This window comes from Zunongwangia sp. HRR-M8, assembly GCF_027594405.1.
Classification (GTDB): domain Bacteria; phylum Bacteroidota; class Bacteroidia; order Flavobacteriales; family Flavobacteriaceae; genus Zunongwangia.
Window position 1 is genome coordinate 514,826 of sequence record NZ_CP115161.1, and the last position, 14,528, is coordinate 529,353.

At 34.6% G+C, this 14,528-nt stretch carries 17 protein-coding genes; 13 read left to right on the forward strand and 4 right to left on the reverse strand.

Annotation, left to right across the window (positions count from 1 at the left end; translation table 11 throughout):
• The 3 genes from PBT89_RS02300 to PBT89_RS02310 all read left to right on the forward strand — a co-directional run bounded on the left by PBT89_RS02300 (position 1) and on the right by PBT89_RS02310 (position 3,364).
• On the forward strand, positions 1-1,521 hold the full coding sequence (locus PBT89_RS02300; protein ID WP_270063220.1) for a M56 family metallopeptidase: 1,521 nt from the start codon (positions 1-3) through the stop codon (positions 1,519-1,521).
• A 58-nt stretch (positions 1,522-1,579) separates the two neighbouring features.
• Complete coding sequence (locus tag PBT89_RS02305) at positions 1,580-2,818, forward strand: tetratricopeptide repeat protein (protein WP_270063221.1); 1,239 nt, start codon at positions 1,580-1,582, stop codon at positions 2,816-2,818.
• A gap of 69 nt (positions 2,819-2,887) precedes the next feature.
• A complete protein-coding gene (locus tag PBT89_RS02310; protein WP_270063222.1) occupies positions 2,888-3,364 on the forward strand; it encodes a hypothetical protein in 477 nt (158 codons plus the stop codon).
• A 43-nt stretch (positions 3,365-3,407) separates the two neighbouring features.
• Here PBT89_RS02310 and PBT89_RS02315 read toward each other — a convergent pair whose 3' ends face one another.
• From PBT89_RS02315 to PBT89_RS02325, 3 genes are all read right to left on the reverse strand, one after another.
• Positions 3,408-3,938: a hypothetical protein gene (locus PBT89_RS02315; RefSeq protein WP_270063223.1), complete on the reverse strand. Its 531-nt coding sequence runs from the start codon at positions 3,936-3,938 to the stop codon at positions 3,408-3,410.
• Between the two features lie 17 nt (positions 3,939-3,955).
• Positions 3,956-4,234: a YciI-like protein gene (locus tag PBT89_RS02320; RefSeq protein WP_270063224.1), complete on the reverse strand. Its 279-nt coding sequence runs from the start codon at positions 4,232-4,234 to the stop codon at positions 3,956-3,958.
• A 382-nt stretch (positions 4,235-4,616) separates the two neighbouring features.
• Positions 4,617-5,744: a glycosyltransferase family 2 protein gene (locus PBT89_RS02325; RefSeq protein ID WP_270063225.1), complete on the reverse strand. Its 1,128-nt coding sequence runs from the start codon at positions 5,742-5,744 to the stop codon at positions 4,617-4,619.
• A gap of 127 nt (positions 5,745-5,871) precedes the next feature.
• Here PBT89_RS02325 and ruvC point away from each other — a divergent pair, with 127 nt between their 5' ends.
• From ruvC to PBT89_RS02345, 4 genes are all read left to right on the forward strand, one after another.
• The gene (ruvC, locus tag PBT89_RS02330; RefSeq protein ID WP_270064292.1) at positions 5,872-6,375 is read left to right on the forward strand and encodes a crossover junction endodeoxyribonuclease RuvC; all 504 of its coding nucleotides are present in this window, start codon (positions 5,872-5,874) and stop codon (positions 6,373-6,375) included.
• Positions 6,376-6,412: 37 nt separating this feature from the next.
• Complete coding sequence (locus PBT89_RS02335) at positions 6,413-6,775, forward strand: four helix bundle protein (protein WP_270059354.1); 363 nt, start codon at positions 6,413-6,415, stop codon at positions 6,773-6,775.
• Positions 6,776-6,816: 41 nt separating this feature from the next.
• The gene (gene hemW / locus PBT89_RS02340) at positions 6,817-7,944 is read left to right on the forward strand and encodes a radical SAM family heme chaperone HemW (protein ID WP_270063226.1); all 1,128 of its coding nucleotides are present in this window, start codon (positions 6,817-6,819) and stop codon (positions 7,942-7,944) included.
• A gap of 251 nt (positions 7,945-8,195) precedes the next feature.
• Positions 8,196-8,942: a cyclase family protein gene (locus tag PBT89_RS02345; protein ID WP_270063227.1), complete on the forward strand. Its 747-nt coding sequence runs from the start codon at positions 8,196-8,198 to the stop codon at positions 8,940-8,942.
• 2 nt (positions 8,943-8,944) lie between these two features.
• Here PBT89_RS02345 and PBT89_RS02350 read toward each other — a convergent pair whose 3' ends face one another.
• On the reverse strand, positions 8,945-9,415 hold the full coding sequence (locus PBT89_RS02350; RefSeq protein ID WP_270063228.1) for a hypothetical protein: 471 nt from the start codon (positions 9,413-9,415) through the stop codon (positions 8,945-8,947).
• A gap of 82 nt (positions 9,416-9,497) precedes the next feature.
• On the opposite strand from PBT89_RS02350, the gene PBT89_RS02355 reads away from it, so the two are divergent.
• Genes PBT89_RS02355 through PBT89_RS02380 form a run of 6 tightly spaced genes read left to right on the forward strand, consistent with a single transcriptional unit; the run spans position 9,498 to position 14,345 of the window.
• Entirely contained in the window at positions 9,498-9,848 is a 351-nt protein-coding gene (locus PBT89_RS02355; protein WP_270063229.1) for a DUF4260 domain-containing protein, read from the forward strand.
• Position 9,849: 1 nt separating this feature from the next.
• A complete protein-coding gene (locus tag PBT89_RS02360) occupies positions 9,850-10,473 on the forward strand; it encodes a DUF4230 domain-containing protein (RefSeq protein ID WP_270063230.1) in 624 nt (207 codons plus the stop codon).
• Between the two features lie 10 nt (positions 10,474-10,483).
• On the forward strand, positions 10,484-10,843 hold the full coding sequence (locus PBT89_RS02365; protein ID WP_270063231.1) for an MmcQ/YjbR family DNA-binding protein: 360 nt from the start codon (positions 10,484-10,486) through the stop codon (positions 10,841-10,843).
• Complete coding sequence (locus tag PBT89_RS02370; protein WP_270063232.1) at positions 10,843-12,621, forward strand: MutS-related protein; 1,779 nt, start codon at positions 10,843-10,845, stop codon at positions 12,619-12,621. Before PBT89_RS02365 ends, PBT89_RS02370 begins: the two co-directional genes overlap by 1 nt.
• A gap of 12 nt (positions 12,622-12,633) precedes the next feature.
• Complete coding sequence (locus tag PBT89_RS02375) at positions 12,634-13,341, forward strand: ZIP family metal transporter (RefSeq protein WP_270063233.1); 708 nt, start codon at positions 12,634-12,636, stop codon at positions 13,339-13,341.
• Positions 13,341-14,345: a metal-dependent hydrolase gene (locus tag PBT89_RS02380; protein ID WP_270063234.1), complete on the forward strand. Its 1,005-nt coding sequence runs from the start codon at positions 13,341-13,343 to the stop codon at positions 14,343-14,345. Before PBT89_RS02375 ends, PBT89_RS02380 begins: the two co-directional genes overlap by 1 nt.
• The last annotated feature ends 183 nt before the right edge of the window (positions 14,346-14,528 follow it).

Below are 14,528 nucleotides of genomic sequence, written 5' to 3' on the forward strand. Positions count from 1 at the left end.
ATGCTTAGATATTTACTACAAATAATATTATTTCAATTAGCATTTTTGCTGGTGTATGAATTGTTTCTGAAAAAGGAAACTTTCTTTACAGCTAACCGTTGCTATCTTTTGCTAACTCCCGTGTTATCATTAGCGCTTCCTTTTGCTAGTTTTAGTGTATTTTCTGAAGTGTTACCTGCATCTACCGTTACGGCAATTAATAATACGATCAAATTACCCGAGGTATTTATAGGAGGTAACCAGCCGCAAGTTGAACAATTACCTACGGTACATATTAAAGCTGAAAAGACAACAGCAATAAATTGGTGGTTGGTATTGTATGGCTTAGGATCTTTAATTAGTTTGCTGCTTTTCTTTAAGAGATGGAGCGTATTAGGAAAGCTGTTTCAGTATAAAGCTGAAGAGAAAAAAGACTTCAGAATTATTGAAATTCCTAATTCCAGAATGGCGTTTACCTTTCTAAAAACTGTTTTTTTAGGAAGCGAAATTTCAGTCGAAGAACGAAAACAGATTTTAGCACACGAGCTTATTCATGTATCGCAAAAACACAGTTTCGATCTGTTGTTTTTTGAAATGCTAAAAGTACTATTCTGGTTTAATCCTTTGGTATATGTTTTTCAGAATAGAATAGCTCTATTACATGAGTTTATCGCCGACGAGCAGGTTCTAAAACAAACCTCTAAAAAGCATTATTTTAATCAGTTGCTCAATAGCGCTTTTGAAACTCAAAATTTTTCATTTACCAATCAATTTTTTAATCAATCATTAATCAAAAAACGAATAGTTATGTTACAGAAGACAAAATCAAAAACAATTGCAAAATTCAAGTTTTTACTGGTGGTGCCAGTATTAGCGATGATGCTTATTTACGTATCCTGTTCTGATGATCGTGATGTGGCATCGCAAAACCCATCAAATGATATTGATAACCTAATCTCAAAAATAGAGAGTAGGGATGATCTGACTTCAGATGAGAAGATTCAATTAGTTACCCAACTGAAAGAAGTTGAAGATAAAATGTTAGGAAGCAACCAAAAGAAAGATGTGGTTGAAGTTGAGCCTTTTAATTCTTCATTGGGTACAGATGTGCCATTTTCTGTTATTGATGAGGTTCCCGTATTTTCTGATTGCGAGGATTTGAAAACTAATGAAGCACGTAAAACATGTATGTCTGATAAAATAGCAAAATTTGTGGCAAGTAATTTTGATACGAAAATTGGAGAAGACTTAATTGAAGATGGAACTATCGCTCGAATACTTGTTCAGTTTAAAATAGATGAAAGTGGGAATATTATAGATATTAAGGCTAGGGGACCATTACCTGAATTAGAAGAAGAAGCTAAGAGAGTAGTAAGTGAAATTCCGCGAATGATACCAGGGAAACAAAGAGGAAAGCCTGCCGGTGTTGTTTATTCTTTGCCAATAGTTTTTCAAAAAGGAGGAGATACCGAAGGAAGGGTTGCTGAAAAAGTAAGTGATTTGCCTCCACCGCCACCGCCAGCGTCAGATGATTCTAAATAAATATGTATAACAAAAGAGCCTCAACTCCATTAGAGGCTCTTTAGTTTTAAATCAAGTTATGAGAAATCACATTTTGATATTATTCCTCGTTTTTAGTTCAATAAGTGTTTTAGCCCAATCTAATACCAAAGTTGCCGATAGTTTATACGCCGTAGGTCAATACGAGGAAGCTATTACTTTAATGCAAAAAGAAGATACTTCCTCCGTAAGAATACTGGCAGATTTGGCTAAGTATTACAAAGCAAATAATAATGATACTGAAGCATTAAAAACTTATCAGAAGATATTACATAAAGATTCTACTCGTGTTTTAACTGCTTTAAATTATGGAGAAGCGCTATTGAGTTTAGGTGAGTTTCAAAAAGCAGATAGTCTTTTTACTAAATTAAACAGTCGTTTTCCTAAGAATGCACAATTTTATTATTCGAGAGGATTGGCTAACGAGAGAATGGAAAATGATAGCATTGCTATGGTATACTTCTCAAAAACACAAGAACTTGATAAATATCACCAAAATGCACTTTACAAATTAGCCAAAGATCGACTTAAAAATAAGGAATATCAAGAAGCTATCGCATTTGCAACAATTGGATTGGAAAAAAATGAAAACAACGTTTCTTTACATTCTATCATAGGGCAAACCTATTCTGTAATGGCGGTATTTTATCAGGCTATTCCGCATTACGAAAAGATTATAGCATTGGGGCAGGGGAGTGAATTTATTCATTCAAAACTGGCCTTTGCGTATTATAAAGACGGTAATTTCGAAAAAGCTATTGAAAATTATAAGCAGGCTTTATTGTATGAACCGGGAAATTCTGGTACGCACTATCTGTTAGGGAAAATATATGCGCAAAACGGGGATTTTCAAAATTCAGAATTACATCTTCTTATGGCAATTAAAATTAAAGATCAGCCAATGGAAGCCGAGTATTTTAGTTTAGCATTGACTTATAAAAATTTGGAAGAACACAAGAAAGCTTTTGATTGGTTTCAGAAGGCATTAAAAGAAAATCCAGACCATATTAGGGCAATGTATGAGCGCGCAGTTGCTGCCGATAATTATTTTAAAGATCTGGATACCAAAATAAATTATTATCAGGCGTTTTGGAATAAATATTATGGAGATGATCCTAACTATCTCGCGAAAGATATGTTGTATTTAACTAAAAATAGAATTAGCGATTTAAAGGAAAAAAAGCACATGTTAGCTGAAAAAATAGAGAAAGCCGAAACAAAAGATTCTTTAGCTAAAGTAGAGGGCAAATCTACCGATCTGGCGACGCAGGAAAATTAGTATAAAATTCATCTAATCTTGGGGTTAAGCGCAATTTGATTATTTTTGAAGTTACAAGCCGAAGATTTGATGAAAAGAAGATTACTTCCAGTTTTAGTATTATTAATTATTTCCTGCAATTTTGAGACTAAGAAAATCTCTTCTGAAGAGGTTTTAGAGCAGGAATCCAGAGCCCTTAATTGGAAAGAAGTCGATGAATATCCGGCCTTTGAAAATTGTCAGCAAGAAACCGAACTTGCTGCCGCTAAGCGATGTTTTGAAACCAAAGTTGCAGAAAATATCTATGCATATTTAGAAAAACAGCAGCCCATAGTAAGTAAAAGTATCGATGATACTATTTTTATTTATCTTGAAGTTACCAAAAAAGGAAAACCAGAAATAGATTCTATTTCAGTAATCGATAGCACAGTAACCAATCAATTACCAAAAATAGAAAGTTGGTTACGAGAAAGTATCGATTCTTTACCTAAAATCTATCCCGCCAGTAAACGCGGTATCCCGGTGTCTACTGCTTTTAAAATGCCAGTAGTGATAAAAGCGGAATAACTTTAAAAATCAATTATTCCGCATTTCTTATTCTAGATAAGAACTAAAAGCAAGGTTTGTTACCGTAAGGATCTTTCTCGTGATCTATAGTGTAATTAAACTCTTTCCCATCTCTACCTCGAGTATAAGTCACATAGTCCCAAACGCCAGAATGTATGAGCGTATAAGTACCGTTTACTTCACCCTTATAGATCTCATCATAATATTTGGTAATTGTAGGATGAGCGCCACCTTCAGAATATTCTTCTTTGGTATATTTTAAGTCGATAGTTTCTTTCTGTCCCTCGTACTTAACTTTATTGGCTTTCCCATCTTCACCGAGTTCTATCCAAATTCTTTTGTTTTTATCATTATCAGAAGTGTAGCAAATATATTGAAGCTGCTCGTTATTGCTTTCTAATTTATTTGTAAGCGTAGCCGAATCTATTTTAGTTTCCTGCTTTTTTTCGCTTTCTATAACCTCTTGTTTATCTTTTTCTGGTTGCTCAGAGCTATCTTTATTGCTATTATCTTTACAAGAAATAAAAAGCGTTGATGCAATTACTGAAACTGATAATATCTTTCTAAGTGTCATTTCTGTGTATATAAATTTTAATTGCCAATTACAACATTCCATTTTCTAACGGAATATTCTTTTATGAGTCCATTTTTGAAGTAAGGATCATTTTTAGCAAAATTCGTTGCAGCCGCTTCAGATTCAGATTTAAAAATAAAAATCGCTTTATCAGCGGGCTTGTCCAATGCTCCAGCCATTACGATTTCTCCGTTTCCTTCGCCTTTCTTGGCCATTGCTAGATGTTCTTCACGGTATTTCCCTCTTTCTTCCAAATAAGAGTCTACCAGGTGATAAGTTAGGATATAATAATTCATAGTTTGTTTTTTTAAATATAAGGAATAGAAATTAGATTAAGAGACAAGAGACAAGAGACAAGAGACAAGAGACAAGAGACAAGAGACAAGAGACAAGAGACAAGAGACAAGAGACAATAGACAATAGATAAGAGGTTTATATTGAAAATTTCTCCATCCCGCTGTGCTTCAGTCTAAATGATCTCTAGTGCAAATTGTTTATTATTTATTGAATTTTGTAAACTGCCCACTTTCTACGTGAAAAAGTTTTCTCGGCTTCATAATGTTTTGCTCCAAATGACATTTTTTATAAAGTTGACCAAAAGTAGAGAATTTTCTTATTGCTGAAAGCTTAAGGCTGTCTGCTAATTGCTAATTGTTTAATGAATTTTGTCAATTGAATTCATCTCTTAAACCTTCTTCCTTTCCAGTTGTAACCTCCAAATAGCGAAAGAATGGCAACATAAACCGAGAAGAATGGATATAGCACACTGCTAATTAGATATTTTCTCATTAGTGATTCATTTTTAAAGAAAATCGTTCCGCGATAAAGCAACACAAAATCCAGGTTGAATTTCACTAAAAATAAGATCATAAAATAAGGAAAGGGAAACAATTTAAAAATACCGAAAAGTAGACTCAAACTGAAAGCAATGTTCATACTAAAAACGATTAGTCCCGTTAATTTGGCGAAATTGCTGGTGTACGCTGAGGTTTTTGAAGCCCAACGAATGCGTTGCTGTACCAGTCGCTTAAAACTCGATTGTGGTTTGGTTTTTACAATCGCATTTTGGTCTTTTAAGAAAGTCACTTTTAATTGCTGCTGAATAAATTTTTGCAGTAAAAACACATCATCTCCGCTGGCAATTTCAGAGTTTCCTTCAAACCCATTTTGCTTAACAAAAGATTCTTTTTTATAACAAAGATTAGCCCCGTTTGCCATAAAAGCTTTGTTGATTCCAAATGCTCCAGCTCCTGTAATCTGTAGGCTTAAAAAATCTAGCGCTTCAAAAGAAGTTATGAATTTGTTGTCGGTAATCTCAATCATTACCGGTGCAGCAATCATTACCGATTTATTTTCTAAAATTTCAGTATTAAAACTTTGTAGCCAGTTTTGCGGTACTTTACAATCGGCATCGGTGGTGAGAATATATTCAAATTGTGCAATTTCAATTGCAGTTTTTATGGCATCTTTCTTCGGGGAATTCGAATTGCGATGGTTCTGTAAAACTTTCAGGTTCAGCTGAGGTTGAGTTTCGATAAATTCAGCAATAATTTTTTCTGAATCGTCTTCAGATTCATCATTGATCAAAAGAATTTCAAAAAGCTCAAAAGGGTAATTCAGTATAGCTAGGCTTTCAAGTAAATCGGGTAGATTTTCAGCTTCATTTCTAAACGGAATTATAATCGAAAAACGGGTTTTAGGTGGCTCGTAATTATCAGTAGAAGACTTTAACGAATTCCAACCTTTTAAAAACGCCAGCATTAAAGCTGCATATAAAATGGCGATTAGAATTACAAATATCAGCATCTGGGCAAGTTTAGTGCAAAGATAGATTTCCGTAGCTTTGCAGAAGGGGAATTATAAGATTTCTCCACAAAAACTGAAGAATTTGAGCGAAAAGATCATTTTAGGAATCGACCCGGGAACCACAATTATGGGGTTTGGATTGATAAAAGTGAAGAATAAGAAGATGGAGTTTTTACAGTTGAATGAATTGCAGCTGAAAAAATATGATGATCACTACGTGAAACTGAAATTGATTTTTGAGCGTACCATCGAGCTTATTGAAACCTTTCATCCAGATGAAATTGCGATTGAAGCGCCTTTCTTCGGGAAAAACGTACAATCGATGCTGAAGCTAGGTAGAGCGCAGGGAGTAGCAATGGCAGCCGGACTTTCGCGTGAAATCCCAATTACAGAATATCTCCCAAAAAAGATCAAAATGGCGATTACCGGTAACGGTAGCGCGAGTAAAGAGCAGGTAGCAAAAATGCTGCAAAGTATACTAAACTTAAAAACATTGCCCAAAAACCTGGATTCTACCGATGGTTTGGCGGCAGCGGTTTGCCATTTCTATAATTCTGGTCGCACCGAGATTGGTAAAAGTTACACCGGTTGGGATGCTTTTGTAAAGCAAAATCCGGGGAAAGTTAAGTGATCAGTAAGCAATAATCAGTTCACAATTAACAGAAGATATGAATGACTTTAAAGATAATCCATTAAAGAAAAAATCTTATGACTTCGCACTTCAAATTGTTCAGGTTTCTAAAAAGTTGATGACTGAAAAAAGAGAATTTATACTTTCTAAACAATTACTAAAATCTGGTACTTCGATCGGCGCTAATGTAGCGGAAGCCAATGGGGCAATCTCTAATGCTGATTTTTCAGCAAAAATATCGATCGCTTATAAAGAAAGCTTAGAAACAAAGTATTGGTTGTCACTTCTAAAAGATTCAGATTATCTGCAGTTAGAGAGTTTTGAAAGTCTTCATAAAGATTGCGACGAAATATCTCGAATACTGTATTCAATTTTGAAGAAAACGAGGCTAAATAAATAAGCCATTGTTTATTGATCATTGCTAATTGTTAATTGAATTAAATGAGCGGAATCTACATTCATATCCCATTTTGTAAGCAGGCGTGTCATTACTGCGATTTTCATTTTTCTACTTCGCTAAAAAAGAAAGATGAATTGGTGAGCGCATTGCAAAAGGAATTAATGCTTCGGAAAAATGAATTGCCAGATGAACCGATTCAAACCATTTATTTTGGTGGTGGGACACCCAGTTTGCTGAATCTAGAGGAGCTGAATGCGATTTTTGATACAATTTATACTGAATTCAATATTGCTAAAAACCCTGAAATAACACTGGAAGCGAATCCCGACGACCTTTCAGAAGAGAAAATAGGGGAACTGGCGGCTTCAAAAATTAACCGACTAAGTATTGGCGTGCAATCTTTTTTTGAAGGAGATTTAAAACTAATGAATCGTGCGCATAATGCTGAAGAAGCTTTAAAATCTATAAAACTAGCCAGATCGAAATTCGATAATATTTCGGTTGATTTAATTTACGGAGTACCGGGAATGAGCGATGAACGGTGGAAAGAAAACATTCATATTCTACTGGATTTAGGAATTCCCCATATTTCAAGTTATGCTTTAACGGTCGAGCCAAATACGGCGTTGCAAAAATTCATCGAAAAAGGAAAAGTAAAACCCGTAGATGATGCCGCTGCTGCTCAGCATTTTGAGATTCTAAGAACGACCCTCAAAAATGCCGGATTTGAGCATTACGAGTTTTCAAATTATGGGAAACCCGGTTATTTTTCGCAAAACAACACCGCATATTGGTTAGGAAAACCCTATTTAGGAATTGGGCCTTCAGCGCATTCGTATGACGGGAGTTGTAGAAAATGGAATGTTGCGAACAACACGCTTTATATCAAAGCGATCGAAAAATCTGAATTACCTCGCGAAATTGAAGAGTTAAGTACCACAGATCGTTATAATGAATATATTATGACGCGTTTACGAACTCATTTTGGTGTAGATCTTAAAGAAATTGAATCAAAATTCGGTAAAAAATATCTGGAATATTTAAAGGAACAGTCGGCTATTTTATTTCAGAAAGAACTTCTAAGAACCGAAGATTACGTGATGCGAATAACAGAAAAAGGAACTTTTTTAAGTGATGGAATCGCAGCAGATTTGTTTTATATTGATTAGTAGTTCGATGTTAAACCACTTCGCTTTTAGATATTAGAATTTAGACAGAAGCATTAGTTATATGCTATATTTTGAATGCTGAATTTTAAATTTACGATGATCATCTTTTAGTTTAAGGCTGAAAGGGAACATTGAAAATGAAATAACTTCTGCGGTGAACTTACTCCTACATACTTCGAAAATTAATCGCTAATTTTACGTGAGAATGCACAAATTCTCATAAACAAAATTCTTAGGTTAGATCACACATTATGCTTGCACAAATTCAGAATGAGGGAGAAAGTTTTACCATCGATTTTTCGAAACCAATCGATATTTCGCTGAGTTTGCGTGGCGATGATAAAAACCCAATAGCCTGGTATTTAGATGCTCCTAAGATCACACCATTTAGAGATGGTGATTTTGTAGGGAAAGTCTCAGAAGGCGCTTCAGTGAATTTTAATAATATTCAGTTTAATCCGCATGGGCATGGCACGCATACCGAATGTGTTGGACATATCAGCAAAGATTTTTTCAGTATAAATCAAACGCTAAAAAACTTCTTCTTCAAAGCAAAATTGATTTCTGTGACTCCGGAAAATAAGGGAGAAGATCAGGTAATTTCCGAAGAAATTTTAAAAAAGCAATTGGGCGATTCCTGCCCGGCAGCTCTTGTGATTAGAACGATACCTAATTATGCCGAAAAGCGAACAAAAAAATATTCGCATACTAATTGGCCTTATTTATCTGAAGCTGCGATGCTATACATCCGTAAATTAAATGTAAAGCACTTGCTTATAGATTTACCATCAGTAGATAAAGAAAAGGATGAAGGCAAACTATTAGCGCATAAAGCTTTTTGGGATTATCCCAAAAATACGCGATTTGATGCGACTATCACGGAGCTTGTTTATATTCCAAACCAGATTGAAGACGGAGCATATTTTCTGAATCTGCAAATTGCATCTTTCGAGAATGATGCTTCGCCTTCTAAACCGGTATTGTATAAAATTCAGTAAAATTAGAATCGCAAAGATAGCCCCAGGCCACTGCCAGAAGCTAAAATATTTAATTCTGGTGTAAAATTATTTGTTTGCCTTTCTAAAGAGTTGTTGTACAGATCTACCGCTTGTTTTGCTTTTTTACTGGCACTAGAAGATAATGGAATAGATACTGCAACCAGCCCTGCACCAATACCCGCCAAAGCCCAATTAGGATCGCCACCACCAATGGCTTCTCCCAATGGCCAGCCAATTAGTCCACCGCCCGCAAAGGAAAGGATAGAGGTGAAAACCGTTGTTGTTTTAGCCTTTTTTATTAAATCCTGAGCTTCTGGAATATCTTCAGTAATTGCAGTAAGATCTCTTAAACTTAACGTATTTTCGTTTTGAGTAAATTTATAACCTCCAAAAACTTTTTCGTATTCAATTTTTTGTGCATGAGATAAGTTTAATGAAGTAATGAACAAGGTAAGAATGATGATTTTTTTCATGATTTTAATTGTTAGATTTTGCCGAAAATTAAATTAAAAATCAATATCTAAATCGTTAATTTTTAGGTTAATATAAAATTTTATGAATGCTATTTTAAAGCTTGAGGAATTGGCCATGATGGCTTTAGGTATTTTTGCTTTTTATTTCTTACATTTTTCTTGGTGGTGGTTTGTAGGCTTATTTTTTATGCCAGATATAGGTATGATTGGATATGCTTTTAATAATAAAACAGGAGCTTTTTTATACAATTTATTTCATCATAAAGGGCTGGCAATTTTGTTTTGGCTAGTAGGGTTTCATTTACAGTTAGAGGTTTTACAATTAATAGGTGTAATTTTGTTTTCTCATTCGGCTTTTGATCGTATTTTGGGGTACGGACTCAAATATGAGCAAGGTTTTAAATTCACCCATTTAGGAGAAATCGGTAAATAATATGGAGTTACTTTTTATCGGGCTGGCAGCTGGAGCCATTGTAGCGTATTTTATTTTTAGAACATTTAATAAAGATCGTTCTAAAATTAAAACCAAGGAGCAGTCGGTTGTTTTAATGGAAAAAATTAGGAGCGTTTGTAAGTTTATAACGGTCGAAGGTGATTTTTCTGAAATCTATCATTACGAAAATCTAAAAGAGAAATACATAAGCTTGATTTTTGGTAAAAAGAAAGCTATTGTTTTAATAAGTGCAAAAGCGCACGTTGGTTTTGATCTTAGCAAAATAAAAATGGAAAGTGATAATGAATCAAAAAAAATTGTGCTTACCAATTTTCCGCAGCCAGAACTGCTAACCGTAGAAACCGATTTTAAATATTACGACAAGCGCGAAGGCTGGGCAAATCCTTTTACAACTTCAGATCTTACCGATATTAATCGCGATGCAAAAAAGCATATTGTAGATAAAATTCCAGAGAGTGGATTGTTGGAACAAGCTAAAAAAGAAGCTTTGGATACCATCCTGTTAATGGAAAATATCGTACAAACAATTGGCTGGACCTTAGATTATTCTGCATTAGTAATGGATGAAGCCGAGATTAAGAAAATTGAAAATAAAGAATCCTAAAAACAATTTTATGGATATCGATACTTTTAGAGATTATTGCTTAAACAAAAAAGCAGTGACCGAGCATATGCCATTTGGACCAGAAACTTTGGTTTTTAAAGTGATGGGAAAGATGTTTGCATTGGTTTCCCTAGATGCAGTGCCGCTTCGCATAAATTTAAAATGTAATCCAGATAAAAGCTTAGAGCTTCGGGAAGAGTTTGATGGCAAAATTATTCCGGGATATCACATGAATAAACAACATTGGAATACGATGATTCTCGATGGGCAAATTCCTGCAAAATTAATTTTTGAACTTACAGACCATTCTTATCAACTTATCGTTGATGGACTAAATAAAAATCAAAAACAAGAATTCGACGAATTATAATGGCAAAACACATCGATTTTTATAAAAAACAGATTGAAATTCATCAAAAAATAGCTGATAAGCTTTCAAAGCAATTACTGGCTTCTAGTTTATTAAGATTGGCCGTTTTTATAATTATTGGTTTTCTTATTTATTTTTACTGGGGAGAAACCAAAATTATGATAGCTGCAATTATTGGAGGTATCGCCATATTCTTATTTTTAGTTTCACGGCATAGCAATCTTAAATATAAAAGTGATAAACAGAAATCATTAATTAAGTTAAATCAAACTGAAATTGATGTCATGCAGTCTAGGCGATTTCAGGAGTTGCCAGATGGTAGCGAATTTGAAGTTCAAAATCACGATTACGCCCAGGATATCGATCTCTTCGGAAGGGGTTCCTTCTTTCAGTATTTAAACAGAACGGCACTGTACCAAGGCACTAAAAAGTTGGTGGATATTTTGCTGGCTAATGATATTGAAGGTATTACCAAGAAACAAGAAACAGTTAAAGAATTAGCTGCAAAAGCCAAATGGCGACAAGAATTTAGTGCTACCGCAAGTCTTGTAAAAACAACCGAATCGTCAACCACGATAGTTAATTGGTTTAGAAACTACAAACGCTTTGTACCAAAGTTTATAAAATGGCTTTCTCCGCTATTCTCATTGTTATCTGTAGCTATAATCGCAGGATATATTCTTGGTTTTGTTACTGAATTTCAGCTGTTAATATGGCTTATTGTTGGGATCTTGATCACTGGCGTTTTCTTAAAACGGATCAATTTGCTTTCGGGGAGCGTTTCTAAAATTCAGGATACTTTTCACCAATATCACCAATTGTTGGGGATGTTAGAAAACGAGGAGTTTTCTTCAGCAATAATGACAGCCAAAAAGAAAGCGATTAGAACCGAAAATAAAAAAGCTTCTGAAATTTTTAAGGAATTTTCTAAAGCCATCGATGCCCTGGATCAACGTAATAATATGATATTTGGCGTTATTGGTAACGGATTTTTACTTTGGGATTTGCGCCAGTCTTTAAAGTTGGAAAACTGGATCGAAAACTATGGACTTCAGGTTGAAAATTGGTTTGATGTAATTGAAGTGACCGATGCTTATAATTCGTTAGGAAACTTCAGTTTTAATCATCCAGATTATACATTTCCGAAGATCAATTCCGTAGAAAAAGGAATCGAAGCAACTCAATTAGCGCATCCGCTATTGCATCCTGAAAAGCGCGTAGCCAATGATTTTTATATCGACAGTAAAGAATTTTTTATTGTTACTGGAGCAAATATGGCCGGGAAAAGTACGTTTTTAAGAACGGTTTCCCTGCAAATTGTGATGAGCAATATTGGTTTGCCGGTATGTGCTGAAGATTGCTCTTATACGCCTATCAAATTAATTACCAGTATGCGCACCAGCGATTCTTTGAGTGATGACGAATCGTACTTTTTTTCTGAATTAAAACGACTTAAATATATCGTAAATCGAATTAAAGATGATCGATATTTTATAATTTTGGATGAAATTTTAAAGGGGACAAACAGTATCGATAAAGCGAGCGGTTCTAAAAAGTTTGTTCGAAAATTGGTAAATTCTCATTCTACCGGAATTATCGCAACGCACGATTTAAGTCTTTGTGAAATTACTGAAGAATTATCGCAGGTGAAAAACCATTATTTTGATGCTGAAATTACTAATGATGAGCTTCATTTTGATTATCGCTTTAAAGATGGGATTTGCCAAAATATGAACGCATCATTTTTATTGCGAAAAATGGAAATTGTAGATAATTAACAGATTTTTAAAATGTTAACTAACTTAATTCTTTACTCAGGATTTTCAGGAATTACCGTTTTTATTGGGGCTCTCTTGGCAAATATCTTTAATCATCATGTTAAAGAATCTCCGGTAAAATATGAAATTGTTCATTTTTTAATGTCCTTTGGTGCGGGGATCATCCTATCGGCTATTGCTTTGGTATTAATCCCAACCGGGATGGAACGCTTAAGTCTTGCCGGCATGGCTTTTTCTTTTGTGCTTGGAACGATAACATTTTTATTTATCGATAGGTATTTAGCTAAAAAGGGAGGGCAAACAGCAACGCTTTTAGCAATGATGATGGATTTTGTTCCTGAAGCTATTGCTTTGGGTGCCGTATTTGCTATCAATCCTGGTATGGCGACATTACTAGCGGTTTTTATAGGACTACAAAATCTACCTGAAGCTTTTAATGCATTTCGCGATATGGTACAAAGCGGTTATAGTATATCTAAAAGCTTGGTAATCTTTTTCTTTTTGAGTTTCTGCGGAATTTTAGGTGCGCTTTTAGGCCATTTTGTATTAAGTGATTTCCCTAATTTAACAGCACACTTAATGACCTTTGCCAGCGGAGGTATTCTATACTTATTAATACAGGAAATTATACCAGAAAGTAAACTTGATAATAATTACATCGCTTCTTTGGGAGCAAGCCTGGGGTTTTTAATAGGCATTATTGGTGAAAAATTAATTTAATGGATTCTTTAACCCAAATAGTTTTAGGCGCCTCTGTAGGAGAAGTGGTTTTAGGTAGAAAAGTTGGAAACAAAGCAATGCTTTACGGAGCGATTGCAGGTACCATTCCAGATCTCGATGTGATTGCCCGTAGTTTTACCGATACGATTACCGCCAACGAATTACATCGTGGATTTACACATTCGATATTTTTTGCTTTGGTTTTTGCACCAATTTTTGGTTGGATTATTTCTAAAATTGAAAAAAAAGCTGATGCCGATTGGAAAGATTGGTCTAAATTGATGTTCTGGGGATTGTTTACACATCCGCTGCTGGATATGTTTACTACCTGGGGGACACAACTTTTTTGGCCAGCAGATTATCGACTGGCATTTAAAACGATCTTTGTAATCGATCCAGCTTATACGCTTCCCTTTTTGTTTTTTACGGTGCTTGCTGCTTTTCGACCAAAAGGTTCTATAAGCCGAAGAAAATTAAATTCCATGGGATTACAGCTTAGTTGTTTATATCTATTCCTTATTACCATCCCATTAAAAATCTATACGTTTTACGAATTTAAAGAGGCCTTAAAAGAACAAAAAATCTCTTACGCTGAAATCGAAACAAAACCAAGTCCGTTTAACACGATTATGTGGACAGCTAACATAGCGACCGATAAATCCTATTTGGTGGGAAATTATTCTATTTTGGACGATCAGCCAATAGAGTTTAGACGCTACCCAAAGAATTATCATCTTTTAGGCGAGATAAAAGAGTATCCTAATTTTAAGAAGCTTGTAAAAATTTCAAAAGGCTGGTATACGATTACTGAAAAAGAAGGCGATTTATACTTTAATGATCTTAGGTTTGGAACTATAGATCCTACAGGAAATGATTCACGATTTGTCTTTAGTTATAAACTAGAAGTGAAAAACGGAATTCTTACCGCTACAGAAGTTGAAAAAAATTATGGTGACGCCTCAAAAATGATGAAAAGCCTTTTTGATAGAGTTAGAGGGAATTAGGTTTTAGTCCGTAGTTTTTGGTTGCAGAATGCAGTCTCAGTTGGCAGTAATTGGTTAAATCACTTGGCTGTCATAGAATAGAAAATGACTAAAGGTGCAAGAATCAAGTTTTGTTATTAATCATAACAATTTCTGAATGTCACTTCGATTAGAGCAAAGCGGAATGTATAAATCTTTTTCAAT